This window comes from Nitrogeniibacter mangrovi, from assembly GCF_010983895.1.
In the GTDB taxonomy this organism is placed as follows: Bacteria; Pseudomonadota; Gammaproteobacteria; order Burkholderiales; family Rhodocyclaceae; genus Nitrogeniibacter; species Nitrogeniibacter mangrovi.
Map to the genome: position 1 here is coordinate 698,616 of NZ_CP048836.1, position 13,619 is coordinate 712,234.

Below are 13,619 nucleotides of genomic sequence, written 5' to 3' on the forward strand. Positions count from 1 at the left end.
TGGTGCGCCAAGCGAGTGGATGGACGGCCTGAGCCGATCCGCACGTTGCCTGGCCGCGCCGATGGCGATCCGGCCGGCGGGTACGTCGCGCCGGCCGGTGGGCCTGAACGGGAGAACACAGTGAGCAGAATGACCGTAAGGAAGGTGGCGGTGCTCGGTGCCGGCGTGATGGGGGCGCAGATCGCGACCCATTGCGCCAATGCCGATGTGCCGGTGGTGCTGTTTGACTTGCCGGCGAAGGCGGGCGATGCGAACGGGATCGTCAACAAGGCGTTGGCGGGGCTCAGGAAGCTGCAGCCGGCCCCGGCGGCGACGAAGGAAACCTTGCAGGCGATCGAGGCGGCCAACTACGAACACGACCTCGAGAAGCTGCGCGAGTGCGATCTGGTCATCGAGGCGATTGCCGAGAAGATGGAATGGAAGCTGGACCTGTACGCAAAGGTGGCGCCGCATCTGCGCCCGGACGCGATCTTCGCCTCCAACACCTCGGGGCTGTCGATCACGGCGCTGGCCGAGGGCATGCCCGCGGCCTTGCGCGGCCGCTTCTGCGGCATCCACTTCTTCAATCCGCCCCGCTACATGGCGCTGGTGGAATTGATCGCCACCGCGCACACCGATCCGGCCATGCTCGATCAGCTCGAGACCTGGCTGACCACGCGCCTGGGCAAGAGCATCGTGCGCGCGAAGGACACGCCCAACTTCGTGGCCAACCGCGTGGGGGTGTTCTCCATGCTTGCGGTGATGCACCACACCGCGCGCCTCGGCCTCGGCTTCGACGAGGTGGACCTGCTCACCGGGCCGAAGATCGGCCGCCCCAAGAGCGCCACCTACCGCACCGCCGACGTGGTCGGCCTCGACACCCTGGCCCACGTGATCCACACCATGCAGGCGACCCTGCCGGACGATCCCTGGCACGCCTTCTTCCAGGCGCCGGCGTGGCTGACGGCGCTGATCGACCAGGGCGCGCTGGGGCAGAAGACGCGGGCCGGCATCTACACCAAGCAGGGCAAGCAGATCAGCGTGCTCGACCTGGAGCACCAGGACTATCGCGCCAGCGGTGGCCACATCGCGCCCGAGGTGGACGAGATCCTCGCGCTGCGCGATCCGGTGGAAAAATTCCTCGAGCTGCGCGCCTGCGCCCATCCGCAGGCCCAGTTCCTGTGGGCCATCTTCCGCGACGTGTTCCACTACTGCGCCTGCCACCTGGGCGACATCGCCGACAACGCGCGTGATGTGGACTTCGCCATGCGCTGGGGCTTCGGCTGGAGCCAGGGGCCGTTCGAGACCTGGCAGGCGGCCGGCTGGCGCGCCACCGCCGAGGCCATCCGCGAGGACATCGAGGCCGGCCACGCCATGGCCGACGCGCCGCTGCCGGCATGGGTGTTCGAGCGCGACGCGGTGCATGCGCCGGAAGGCTCGTATTCGGCGGCGGAGAACGCGCTCAAGCCGCGCTCGGACCTGCCGGTCTACCGGCGTCAGCTCTCTCCCGAGACCGTGCTCGGCGAGGCGCGCCCCGATGCCGGGCAGACCCTGTGGGAGAACGCCGGGGTGCGCCTGTGGGTGCGGCCGGACCAGGACGCGCGCATCGGCATCCTCTCCATCACCTCGAAGATGCATGCCATCGGCGAGGAGGTGCTGGACGGCGTCATCGAGGCGGTGGCGCGCGCCGAGCGCGATCTGGACGGCCTGGTGATCTGGCACGACGCCCCGTTCGCGGTCGGCGCCAATCTCATGCAGGTGACCGAGGCCATCAAGGCGGGGCAGTTCGACCGGCTCGAAAGGACGGTCGCCCGGTTCCAGGCCGCGTCCATGACCCTCAAGCACGCCCAGGTGCCGGTGGTGGCGGCGGTGCAGGGCATGGCCCTGGGCGGCGGTTGCGAGTTCGTCATGCATGCCGCGCATCGGGTGATGGCGCTGGAGAGCTACGTCGGCCTGGTCGAGGCCGGCGTGGGCCTGATCCCGGCCGGCGGCGGCTGCAAGGAGTTCGCCCTGCAGGCGCACACCCTGGCGCGGCGGGCGGCGGGTGGCGACGTGTTCCTGTACATCCAGAATGCCTTCCAGACCATCGCCATGGCGACCGTGGCCAAGAGCGCGCTCGAGGCGGTGCAGCTGGGCTTCGCGAAGGCCTCGGACGATGTGCTGTTCAACCCCCATGAGCTGCTTTACGCCGCCCTCCGGCGGGCGCGCGGCATGGCCGAGGCGGGCTACCGGCCGCCGGTGGAGAGCCGGGCGGTGAAGGTGGCCGGGCGCAACGGCATCGCCACCTGCGAAATGATGCTGGTGAACATGGCCGAGGGCGGCTTCATCTCGGCGCACGACTACCGGGTCGCCAAGGCCGCGGCCACCGCGCTGTGCGGCGGCGAGGTGGAGACCAATGCACAGGTGAGCGAGCAATGGATTCTGGACGTGGAGCGTGCGCTGTTCGTCGACCTGCTCAAGTGCGAGCCGACCCAGGCGCGCATCGTCCATATGCTCGAAACCGGCAAGCCGCTGCGCAACTGAGCGGCGACAAGGAGATCACCATGACCAGACAGATTCAGGATGCCTACATCGTCGCCGCCACGCGCACGCCGGTGGGCAAGAAGGGCGGCATGTTCGCCCACGTCCGCCCCGACGACATGCTCGCCCATGTGCTGCGCGCCGTGATCGACCGGGTGCCGGGCCTCGACGAGACCGAGATCGGCGACGTGATCGCCGGCTGCGCCATGCCGGAGGCCGAGCAGGGCATGAACGTGGCCCGCGTCGGCCTGCTGCTCGCGGGTCTGCCGCAGAGCGTGCCGGGCATGACCGTCAACCGCTTCTGCGCCTCGGGGGTGCAGACCGTGGCCGATGCCGCGGCGCGCATCCGCCTGGGCGAGGCCGACGTGATGATCGCCGCCGGCACCGAGTCCATGAGCGCCATGCCGCAGATGATGGGCAACAAGGTGAGCATGAACCCGGCGATCTTCGCCGACGACGCGCACCGGGCCATCGCTTTCGGCATGGGCCTGACCGCCGAGCGGGTGGCCACTCAATGGAAGATCGGTCGCGAGGCGCAGGACGCCTTTGCACTGCAGTCCCACCAGCGGGCGCTGGCGGCGATCGAGGCCGGGCAGCTGACCGCCGAGATCAGCCCCTGTACGGTGCGCACCCATGTACCCGGCGAGGGCGGCGCGGTGCGCGTGCTCGAGCAGGTGTGCGATACCGACGAGGGCCCGCGTGCCGACGCCTCGATCGAGCGGCTCGCCAAGTTGCGGCCGGTGTTCGCCGCCAAGGGGTCGGTGACGGCGGGCAACAGCTCGCAGATGTCCGACGGCGCCGGCGCGGTGCTGCTCATGAGCGAGGCGGCGCTGAAGCGCTATGGGGTCACCCCCATCGCCCGTCTCGCCAGCTACGCGGTGGCCGGGGTGCCGCCGGAGGTGATGGGCATCGGCCCGGTGGAGGCCATCCCGCGTGCCCTCAAGGCGGCCGGCGTCGCCCAGGACGATGTGGGCTGGATCGAGCTGAACGAGGCCTTCGCGGCCCAGTCGCTGGCGGTCATGAACCAGCTCGGGCTCGATCCGGTCCGGGTCAATCCGATCGGCGGGGCCATCGCGCTGGGGCATCCGCTGGGCGCGACCGGCGCCATCCGCACCGCCACGGTCATGAGCGCCATGCAGCGCGACCCGGCCCTCAAGTACGGCATGGTCACCATGTGCATCGGTACCGGCATGGGCGCGGCGGGGCTCTTCGAGCGCGTCTGAGACGCCGCGTGGCGCATTCGAGCCCGGCTTCGGCCGGGCTTTTTTGTTCCCGGCGGGCGGCGTGCATTCAAGGACCGGCTCAAGACGGGCATACTTGACGCCGTTATTACGAAAGTTAGCCATGACCGCGCTCCCGACGAGCGCTGACGCGACCCTCCGAGCCCCGATGATCCAAGCCCGCCCGCCTGCTGCCTACCCGCTGTCGCTGAAGCTGCTGCTCGTCGCGCTGTCCTACGGCGTGCTGGGGGTGCTGTCGCTGCAGATGGCCATCGCGCCGGGCTACGTCGCCCCCTTGTATCCGCCCGCGGGGATCGCGGTCGCGGCGGTTCTGATGTTCGGCTATCGGGCCTTGCCGGCCATCTTTCTCGGCTCCTTTGCCACCAACATCGTCTCCAGTCTCACCGTCGGGCTCGAACTCGGCGGCCTGATCAATGCCTCGATCGTCGGCCTCGGCGCCTGCGTGCAGGCGGTCGTCGCCCGTGTACTCATCGAGCGCCACGCCACCATCGAGCAGTCCATGAGCAGTGGCAAGGGGGTGATCCGGCTGCTGCTGCTCGGCGGGCCGGTAGCCTGTCTGGTCAATGCCACCATCTCGGTCAGCTCGCTGGTGGCCTTCGGCGTTATCCAGGGCGACGAGGTGGCCTTCTCCTGGGCCAACTGGTGGGCCGGCGATTCGCTCGGAGTGCTGGTGTTCCTGCCCCTGGTGCTGGCGATCGTGCGCTTCCCGCGTTCGGCCTGGACCGGTCGCCGCAACCTGGTCGTGTGGCCGCTGCTGTTCGCCCTGTTGATGCTGGCGATCATGATCTTCCAGATCGGGCGCTGGGAGAGCGAGCGGCTGCAGAACGATTTCCAGCGCGATGTGCGTGCGCTCTCCCAGCTGCTGATCTCGCGCCTCACCGACCAGCTCGACGCGCTCCACGCGACCCACCAGACCATCGAGGCCCAGCAGGGGGCCGACGGACGCTTCTTCCAGGGCTTGGTGGCACCGTGGCTGGCGCGCTATCCGGGGCTGCACGTGGTCGGCTGGGCGCCCTTGGTCAAGCCCGGTGAACTCGATGAATTCACCGCCTGGGCCCGTGCGAACGTGACCCCCGATTTCCGCGTCTTCCAGCGCGACCGGGCCGGCCACGAGAAGAGTCTGGAACCGGCGTCCTTCTATCTGCCGATCACCCTGGTGGCGCCCCTCGAGCGCAATCGGGCCGTGGTCGGGCTCGACCCGCTCGGTTTTGCCCCGGCGGATACCGCCCTGCGCCGGTCGATGGCGCTGGACGGCCCGGTCGCGACCCGGCCGATCCGCCTGCAGCAGGAGACCGGTGCGCAACGCGGCGTGATCGTCTATCACGTGGTGCGCGATCCGACCATCGATGATCCGCAAAAGAGTCTCATCGGCATGGTCTATGTGGGCCTGCGGATGGGCGACGAGGTGGACGGGGTGCTCGCCGAAAGCGGCGAGACGCAACTGAGGGTCTGCCTTTTTGACGAGGATGACGCTGGTCGCTACCCGCTTTACGGTACCGAGGGTTGCGAGACGGCCGCCCTGTCGGACAGCGCGCTGGCCTGGCAGACGCCGCTCGATTTTGCCGGGCGCAAGTGGCATGTGCGCATCGTCGCGACGCCGGTCTATGCCAACCAGCACCGGGGCTGGGCGGCCTGGGCGATGCTGATCGTCAACCCGCTGGCGGTCTCGCTGCTGGGCGCCTTCCTGCTGGTGACCAGCGGTCACACCCAGCGGGTCGAGGCGCTGGTGCGCGAGCGCACCGCGCAGCTGGAACTCAGCGGAGAGCAGCTGCGTGCCGGGCAGGCGGCGCTGGCACGAGCCCAGGCGCTCGCGCAACTGGGCAGCTGGGAGCTGGACGTGGAGCGCCAGCAGGTGCATTGGTCCGACCAGATGCTGCGCATGCTCGGGTTGCGGCCCGGGGCGACCCTGAGCTTCGGCGCCTTTCTCGATCGCCTCCAGATGGAGGATCGGGCCAGCCTCATCGTCGAGCTGGCGCGCCTGGACGATGCGCCGGCCTTTGCGGAGCTGGACTGCCGCTTCTCCGACGGCACCGACGCCAACCGTATCGGTCATTTCCATCTCGAGAGCGAGCGCCTGCCCGGGCGCGGCGTGATGATCCGCGGCACCGTGCGCGACGTCACCGACGCGCGTGCCGCCGAGGCCCACATCCAGTATCTGGCCCACTTCGACCCGCTCACCCATCTGCCCAACCGGGCGTTCTGGATCGAGCGTGTGCGTGCCCAGGTGATGACGGCGCGTCGCCATCAGGAGCAGTTCGCGGTGCTGTTCCTGGATCTGGACCAGTTCAAGACCGTCAATGATTCGCTCGGCCACGCCATCGGCGATCGCCTGCTGGCGGTGGTCGCCTCGCGCCTGCAGTCGGTGTTGCGCGAGGACGACCTGCTCGCGCGCCAGGGCGGCGACGAGTTCGTGGCCATGCTCACGCGCCTGCCACGCGCCGAGGATGCGGCGGTGGTGGCCAACAAGATGACCGAGGTGCTCCGCGAGCCCATCGCCATCGACCATCACGAACTATCGGTCTCGGTCAGCATCGGCATCGCCCTCTATCCGCAGGACGCGACCGATGCCGACGTGCTGCTCAAGCAGGCGGACCTGGCCATGTACAGCGCCAAGGAAGCGGGGCGCAACGCCTACCAGTTCTTCCGCGACGAGATGAATCTGCACGCGCAGCATCAGTTGCGCATGTCCAGTGCGCTGCGCCGCGCGCTCGAACGCGACGAGTTCGAACTGCACTACCAGCCGCAGGTCAGCGGTGCGGACGGCCGCATCGTCGGCTACGAGGCCCTGCTGCGCTGGGAAAGCGGCGTGCTCGGCCGGGTGCCGCCGGCGGAATTCATCCCCGTGGCCGAAGCGACCGGGCTGATCCTGCCCATCGGCGAGTGGGTGTTGCGCACGGCGTTCGCACAGCAGGCGCGCTGGCGCGAGGATGGCGAAGACACGCCGCGGCTGGCGATCAACATCTCGGCACTCCAGTTCCGTCACGAGGGCTTCGTGGCGAAGCTCGAACAGCTGCTCGCCGGCGCCGGCGCGGATCCCGCGCGCATCGAGCTGGAGATCACCGAAAGCGCGCTCATGCAGGGCGGCGGCGACATGGTCGAGCGCCTGCAGCGGCTGCGCCGCATCGGCTTTACCCTGGCGCTGGACGACTTCGGCACCGGCTACTCGAGTCTGGCCTATCTCAAGCGCTTCCCCATCGAGCGGCTCAAGATCGACCGCTCCTTCGTGCGCGACCTGCCCGACGACCCCGAGGATTGCGCCATCGCCGATGCGACCCTGTCACTGGCCCGGGATCTGGGCATGGAAGTGGTGGCCGAGGGGGTCGAGACGGAGGCCCAGCGCAGCTACCTGACCGCGCGCGGCTGTCATGTGCTGCAGGGCTACCTGTTCGGTCGCCCGCAGCCGGCGCGGGTGGCGTTCGACGGCCCGGGCGACGAAGCCCGGATGGCCGGCTAACGGCCATGGACCGGGCGATGGCGCCACCCGTCGTGGCCGCCAGGCGCGGCCCGAATGACCGGGTGTGTCCATGAACGCCCGCGTGCCCGGCTTCGTGTGGCGGATCGTGGCCGGCTACGCACTGGTGGCGGTGCTGTGGATTCTCGTCTCCGACGAGATCGTGGCCTGGGTGGCGGCGGATCTGGCCGAGGCGACCTGGATCAGCGGGGTCAAGGGCGTGGGTTTCGTCCTCGTGACCGCCGGCCTGCTGTACGGCGTGCTGCGGCGCTTCTGGCGCAAGGTGATGCTCCACGGCACCCGTGGGCGCGAGGCGACGGCCCGGTACCGGGCGCTGTTCGAGCACGGCAACGACGCCATGCTCGTCATCGCCGAGGGCGACGAGCGCATTCTCGAGGCCAACCGGGCCGCCGGCCTGCTGTACGGACCGGGCAAGCAGGCGCTGGTGGGGCGCCGCTTCTCCGACTTCCAGGTCGCGGCGCCGCCCGAAGGGGGCGACGAGGCCGTCCCCGCCGGAACGATCTGGCATCGCAAGGCCGGCGGGCTGCGCTTTCCCGTCGAGGTGGCGACCACCGCACTGACCTGGGATGGCGAACCCGTCCGGCTGGTCATCGTGCGCGATGTCTCCGGTGCGCTGGCACAAAAGGTCACGCTCGACCGGTTGGCACACCGCGATGCGCTGACCGGGCTGCCGAACCGGCAGGTGCTTGCGGACCACCAGCGCCTGGCGATGGCGCATGCCCAGCGAACCGGCTCCCTGCTAGGGGTGTGCTTTCTCGACTTGGACGGTTTCAAGGCGGTCAACGACAGCTTCGGGCACGAAGCCGGCGACGAGCTGCTGCGTCAGATCGCACGGCGCATCAAGGCACAGCTGCGGGCCGGGGACACCGTGGTGCGCCTCGGTGGCGACGAGTTCGTGCTGCTGCTCGTCGATCTCGACGCGCTGGCCGAATGCGAGGGCATCCTCATGCGGGTGCTCACCGCGATCGCCCAGCCGGTGGCGCTCGACGGGCATCAGGCCCGGGTGACCGCCAGCATCGGCGTGGCGGTCTATCCCAACGACGGGCTCGGTGCCGACCGCTTGCTGCGCGATGCGGACGAGGCGATGTATCGCGCCAAGGCCGCCGGCAAGAACCGCATCGCCTTCTTCAACGCCATCCTCGAGCGGCGCGCCAAGGTGCGCGAGGAGTTGCTCGACCGGGTCACCCGGGCGATGAACGAGGCGCAACTGACGCTGCACTACCAGCCGATCGTGTCGATGGGATCGGGGCGGGTGCTGGCCGTGGAGGCCCTGCTGCGCTGGGCGCATCCGGTGCTGGGGGTCCTGCCCGCCTCCGAGTTTCTGCCCTTCGTGAACGATGGCCGCGTGGCGCTCGACGTGGATCTGTTCGTGCTGGCGTGCGCCCGCGCCGACATGGCGCAATGGCGCACCGGGGGCTGCGAACCGGCGCTGCACGTCAATCTGTTCGCCCACGCGTCGCACCTGCCGCGTCTGGTCGACGCGATCGCGGCCCTGGCCGGCGACCTGCCGGCACAGGCCCTCACGGTGGAGGTCGACAGCGCCAATCTCATGCACGGCGCCGAGGTGTCCGGTACCCTCCTGTCGGCCTGTCACGCGCTCGGGGTCCGGGTCGCGCTCGACGGCGTCGTGGCTGGCAGCGACTCGATCCATGCGATGGTCACCGGCACTTTCGACGAGATCAAGATCGCGCCGGGCCTGATGGGCCTGGGGCCGGGGGCGAGCGGGCTGCCGCCGCTGGTTCGGGCGCACCTCGACCTGGCCGCAGTGGCCGGTCGGCACCTGGTGGCCAAGGAACTGGGCTTCCCCGAGCATCTGCCCTTGCTGGCGGCGGCCGGTTGCCCCGCGGTACAGGGGTTCGCGGTGTCGAAGCCGGTGGCCGCGGCCGAGGTGCCGGCCCTGCTGACCCGACAATTCGCATGGACCGGCATCGGTTCAGGAGACTCAAACGGATGGATCTAGAACGCTCACCGCAGGATGGCGCACCCATTGTCTGGGAGGCCGGGTTCGAGACCGGCATCGCCGATATGGACGAGCAGCACCACATTCTCATCGACACCCTCAACGAGGCCCAGGCCAAGTTGCGCGGCGAGGTGCGGCACGAGGCGATCGACCAGTTGCTGCGCGACCTGCTCGCCTACGCGCTCTATCACTTCGAGGCCGAGGAGGCGATGATGCAGGCAGCCGACTATGCCGCGCGCCAGCCCGAGACGGCTGACGCGCATGTGGCCCAGCATCGTGAGTTCGCCGCCCGCATCGTCGCCTTTCGCGACCGTTTCACCAGCACGGGCGAGCTGGACCGGGAGGCCCTGCTCGCATTCCTCGGCACCTGGCTCAGGGAGCACATCCTCGGCATCGACCAGGCGCTGGCGCGCTTCATTCACGCCCACCCGGTCTGAGCGCCGACCGGCCGATCACCCGCGCCGGCGGCGCCCGGTGAAGCGGCGCAGCATCAGCCACGCACCGAGCATCCCCCCCAGGTGGGCGAAATGCGCCACGCCCGCCTGCATGCCGGTCAGGCCGAGAAACAGCTCGAGCGCGCCGTAGCCGACCACGAACACCTTCGCGGGCATGGGGATGGGCGGGAACAGCAGCATCAGGCGACGGTTGGGAAACAGCATGCCGTAGCCGAGCAGCAGGCCGAACACCCCTGCGGAGGCGCCGATCACCGGCACCATGTTGCCCGTCAGGGTCGCGACCAGCACCTGCATCAGGGCGCCGCTGAACACGCTCGCGAACCACAGCTGGGCGAAACGCTTCGGGCCGAACACCTGCTCGAGGGGCGCGCCGAACATGTACACGGCGAACAGGTTGAAGAAGATGTGACCGATGCTGCCATGCAGGAAACTGTAGGTGACCAGTTGCCAGGGGGCGGTCAGCACGTTGCCCACGCTGGGCCACAGGGCGAAGGCATCGAGCAGTGCGCCGGCGCCCGACAGCTGCAACATGAACACGAGCACGGTGACGATGATCAGGCCCTGGGTGACCGGTGGCATGGGTGGGTTCCTCGCAGACGAATCGGACGCGGCATCCATACGCCGGCGTATAGTGTCGCTACAATGGGAGTGTGGCACGGGTCGGGCGCGTGGCGCAAAACGCGGATCGGTCCGGAGGTGCCCACCGGAACACGACAGGAGACACACTGATGGCCGATACCGTACTGCTGCGCGTCGACGCGGGCATTGCCACGATGACCCTGAACCGGCCCGACGCGCTCAACGCGCTGTCGGTCGAGATGATGCAGGATCTGGCGGCGGCCGCGCGCGCGGTCAAGGCGGACGCGCGCATCCAGGTCCTCGTGATCGAAGGCGCCGGCGCCCACTTCGTGGCCGGCGGCGACATCAACGACTTCGCCCGCCATCTCGAGCTGAGCGCGCCGGCGCGGCTGGCGACCTTCCGCGCCATGATCGAGCATCACATCAACCCCACGGTGGCCGTGCTCCAGTCGCTGCATCAGCCGGTGATCGCCAAGGTGCGCGGTGCCTGCGCCGGTTTCGGCCTGTCGCTCATGCTCGGCTGCGATCTGGCGATCGCCGCGGACGACGCCAAATTCACCTGTGCCTACGCGGGCATCGGCCTGCCCGCCGATGGCGGCATGTCCCACTTCCTGCCGCGTATGCTCGGTCGCCGCAAGGCGATGGAGCTGTTGTTGCTCGCCGACCGCTTCGACGCCGCCGAGGCCCTGCGCCTGGGGCTGGTGAGCCAGGTGGTGGCGGCCGACGGGCTGGACGCGGCCGTGCTTGCCCTGGCGCAGCGCTTGCAAGCCGGGGCGCGGCACGCCTACGCGGAGATCAAGCGATTGCTGAACGACAGCTTCGACATGCCGCTCGAGACGCAGCTGCAAAGCGAGGCGGAAGCCTTCGCCCGCTGTGCCGCCACCCGGGATTTCGCCGAGGGGGTGGGCGCCTTTCTCGACAAGCGCAAACCCCGTTTCGAAGGGCGGTAGGTAGGGCGACCGGCGCGCGCTTCGCGCCGGCCGTTCGTCGCGCTGGTGCACGCATTGTTTGCTAAAAAAGTCAAAAATGATAAAAATAAATCAAACGCTTTTTTGCCACATGCCGTACGCCAGGAGATCGCCATGGCCGCACTTGCCCAGTCGGATCACGCCACCGGAGCGCCTTGCGCCGACCGGGCGACGATTCTCGTCGTCGGCGATCCGCAAACCACCCAGGCGCTCGTGTCGCCTCGTCTGACCGAAGCCGGCCACGCCGTGCTGGGCGCGGACGATGTGTGGCAGGGTTGCGTGCTGGCGGAAGAACACCTGCCCGAGCTCATCCTCTGCGACGTGGACATGCCGGAGATGGACGGTTTTGCCCTGCTGGCGCGTCTCCGTGCCAATCCGTGGCTGGCGCTGACCCCGATCATCATGCTCGCACGTGCGGATGACCGTGCCGCCGTGCGCCAGGCGATGCGTCTCGGTGCTGAGGATTTCCTGTTCAAGCCGGTCGACCCGGTGCCGATGCTGGAAGCCGTGCACACCCAACTGGAACGTCACCGCGATCGCAACACCGCCATGGCCCGGCTCGACGGGCGCCAGATCAAGCTGCTGGGCTGCGTGCTGCCCAGCAAGTTTCGCAACCCGCTCAATATCATCCTCGGATATGGCGGGCTCATGGGGGCCCTGGCCGAGGAAGGGCTGTCGTCAGGACTGACCGCCGAGATCAGTCGCGAACTCGTGCTCGCCGGACGCCAACTGCTGAACCAGACCCACCGTTTCCTCACCTTGAGTCATCTGCAGGGCGATCACGCCGTGGCCCGGCAGGGGCGGACCCGGATCGACGATGCGATGGTGCGCGCGACCGTGGATCAGGTCGTGGCACTGACGGGCTCCCGGGTGCCGACGCCGGCCCAGATCGCGGTGGAAGCGGCCACCGTGGCCTGCGACGGGCGCCACTTGCATCAGGCCTTGTTCGAACTGGTGGCCAACGCGATGAAATTTTCCGTGAAGGGCATGCCCGTGGCCGTCTGCGGGCGCGCCACGGCCGACGGCGTCTACACCGTGGCGGTGGAGAACGTCGGTGATCCGGTGCCGCTCGAGTGCCTTGACGCGGTGGCCGCCTTTCGTCGCACCGACCCGGCATCGTCCGCGCGGCAGAACGCGGGCGTCGGACTGGCGATCGTGTCCGGCGTGGCGGATCTGTGTCATGGCCACGTCGAGATCGAGAACCTGCCCGAGGGCATCGTCCGCGTGTCGCTCCACCTGCCGGTGGCGGCAGCCGAAGACGGCGCGCTTCGAGCGGTGCACTGAGCGTAAAAAAAACGGCCCCGCAGGGCCGCGCAAGGTGCAGGCGGGAGGCGCCGCACCGAACCCCGCCGGGTTAGGGGGAGGCGGGGCAGGAGGCAGACCACCCGCGGGCGCGATGTGCGCGAGGCACATCGGGTGACAGGCCGTGATGCGGGGTCTGATGACATCGTGTTGCCATGGTGATGGCAACGACCCCGATGATAATGACATGAGCATCGATTGGCAAATCGGTGCACGCGATCCGCATGGCGGTGCCGTGGGCCCCGATGTTGCCCCCGCCGGCGGTGGGTTGCGGATCGGGGAATGCCACTGCGGGTATCGAAATACGATACTGGTGATAATTCATTTCACGTGCAGGGGTTGATTCAATAGACTCTTCGTCATGCCCACCCTCTGGTGATCGCCATGACGACCTCTGCGGATCTCATTACCGCCCTTAAGGCCGAGCTCAAGTCGGCCGGCCTGACCTACGCGACACTCGCCACCCGCCTCGGGTTGGCCGAGTCCAGCGTCAAGCGCATGTTCTCCCGCGCCGGGGATCTGCCCCTGTCGCGCATCGACGCCATCTGCGGCGTGCTCGGGCTGGATTTCGCCGACCTCGCCCGCGTCGTGGCCGACAGTCAGCCACTGCTGCAGCGGCTGACGCTCGCCCAGGAAGAGGCCGTGGTGGCCGACCGGTCTCTGCTGATGGTGGCCATCTGCGTCATGAGTCAGCTGCCGGTCGAGGAGATCGTGGCCACCTACGCCCTGACCGAGGCCGAATGCATCCACTGCCTGGCCCGGCTGGACCGGATCGGCATCATCGACCTGCGCCCGGGCAACCGCTACCACCTCAAGGTGGCCAAGGGCTTTCGCTGGCTGCCGGACGGGCCGGTGATGCGCTTCTTCCGCGACGAGGTGCTGGGTGACTACTTTTCCGGCGGCTTCGACGGTGAGTCCGAAGTGCTTACCCTGGTCCATGGCGAGGTGGGGCGCGGTCTGGCGACCGCTTTCCGCGACCGCTTGGTGCGCGTGTGCCAGGACTTCTCCAGCCAGCATCTGGCCGACCAGAAGCTGCCACCCGAGCAGCGTCGGCCCTTCACCATCGTCGTGGGCATGCGCTCATGGACGATGCCCGCCCTGCGCGCGATCCAGCGCGATCCCGATGCCAACGCATAAACACAA

General features: G+C 68.8%; 9 protein-coding genes. 8 read left to right on the forward strand and 1 reads right to left on the reverse strand.

Annotation, left to right across the window (positions count from 1 at the left end; all coding sequences use genetic code 11):
- Positions 1-120 precede the first annotated feature (120 nt).
- The 5 genes from G3580_RS03235 to G3580_RS03255 all read left to right on the forward strand — a co-directional run bounded on the left by G3580_RS03235 (position 121) and on the right by G3580_RS03255 (position 9,609).
- On the forward strand, positions 121-2,502 hold the full coding sequence (locus tag G3580_RS03235) for a 3-hydroxyacyl-CoA dehydrogenase/enoyl-CoA hydratase family protein (protein WP_173763898.1): 2,382 nt from the start codon (positions 121-123) through the stop codon (positions 2,500-2,502).
- Between the two features lie 20 nt (positions 2,503-2,522).
- A complete protein-coding gene (locus G3580_RS03240) occupies positions 2,523-3,722 on the forward strand; it encodes an acetyl-CoA C-acyltransferase (protein WP_173763899.1) in 1,200 nt (399 codons plus the stop codon).
- Between the two features lie 166 nt (positions 3,723-3,888).
- Positions 3,889-7,194 (forward strand): EAL domain-containing protein, encoded by a 3,306-nt coding sequence (locus G3580_RS03245; RefSeq protein ID WP_173763900.1) that lies wholly within the window; start codon positions 3,889-3,891, stop codon positions 7,192-7,194.
- 70 nt (positions 7,195-7,264) lie between these two features.
- Entirely contained in the window at positions 7,265-9,172 is a 1,908-nt protein-coding gene (locus G3580_RS03250; RefSeq protein WP_173763901.1) for a putative bifunctional diguanylate cyclase/phosphodiesterase, read from the forward strand.
- Positions 9,163-9,609: a bacteriohemerythrin gene (locus G3580_RS03255; protein ID WP_173763902.1), complete on the forward strand. Its 447-nt coding sequence runs from the start codon at positions 9,163-9,165 to the stop codon at positions 9,607-9,609. Before G3580_RS03250 ends, G3580_RS03255 begins: the two co-directional genes overlap by 10 nt.
- 15 nt (positions 9,610-9,624) lie before the next feature.
- On the opposite strand, the gene G3580_RS03260 is transcribed toward G3580_RS03255, so the two are convergent.
- Entirely contained in the window at positions 9,625-10,206 is a 582-nt protein-coding gene (locus G3580_RS03260) for a rhomboid family intramembrane serine protease (protein WP_217424593.1), read from the reverse strand.
- Between the two features lie 149 nt (positions 10,207-10,355).
- On the opposite strand from G3580_RS03260, the gene G3580_RS03265 reads away from it, so the two are divergent.
- From G3580_RS03265 to G3580_RS03275, 3 genes are all read left to right on the forward strand, one after another.
- Positions 10,356-11,156, forward strand: coding sequence for an enoyl-CoA hydratase/isomerase family protein (locus tag G3580_RS03265; RefSeq protein ID WP_173763904.1), 801 nt, complete (start codon positions 10,356-10,358; stop codon positions 11,154-11,156).
- A gap of 54 nt (positions 11,157-11,210) precedes the next feature.
- Complete coding sequence (locus G3580_RS03270) at positions 11,211-12,458, forward strand: hybrid sensor histidine kinase/response regulator (protein WP_173763905.1); 1,248 nt, start codon at positions 11,211-11,213, stop codon at positions 12,456-12,458.
- Between the two features lie 402 nt (positions 12,459-12,860).
- Positions 12,861-13,613 carry a helix-turn-helix domain-containing protein gene (locus tag G3580_RS03275; protein WP_173763906.1) on the forward strand — a complete coding sequence of 251 codons (753 nt, stop codon included), beginning with the start codon at positions 12,861-12,863 and terminating at the stop codon, positions 13,611-13,613.
- Positions 13,614-13,619: the final 6 nt, after the last annotated feature.

Excerpts from the sequence above, each read along its gene's own strand:
- G3580_RS03255 (WP_173763902.1), top strand. The coding sequence starts at position 9,163 with ATGGATCTAGAACGCTCACCGCAGGATGGCGCACCCATTGTCTGGGAG.
- G3580_RS03265 (WP_173763904.1), top strand. The coding sequence starts at position 10,356 with ATGGCCGATACCGTACTGCTGCGCGTCGACGCGGGCATTGCCACGATG.
- G3580_RS03240 (WP_173763899.1), top strand. The coding sequence starts at position 2,523 with ATGACCAGACAGATTCAGGATGCCTACATCGTCGCCGCCACGCGCACG.
- G3580_RS03245 (WP_173763900.1), top strand. The coding sequence starts at position 3,889 with ATGATCCAAGCCCGCCCGCCTGCTGCCTACCCGCTGTCGCTGAAGCTG.
- G3580_RS03250 (WP_173763901.1), top strand. The coding sequence starts at position 7,265 with ATGAACGCCCGCGTGCCCGGCTTCGTGTGGCGGATCGTGGCCGGCTAC.
- G3580_RS03260 (WP_217424593.1), bottom strand. The coding sequence starts at position 10,206 with ATGCCACCGGTCACCCAGGGCCTGATCATCGTCACCGTGCTCGTGTTC.
- G3580_RS03275 (WP_173763906.1), top strand. The coding sequence starts at position 12,861 with ATGACGACCTCTGCGGATCTCATTACCGCCCTTAAGGCCGAGCTCAAG.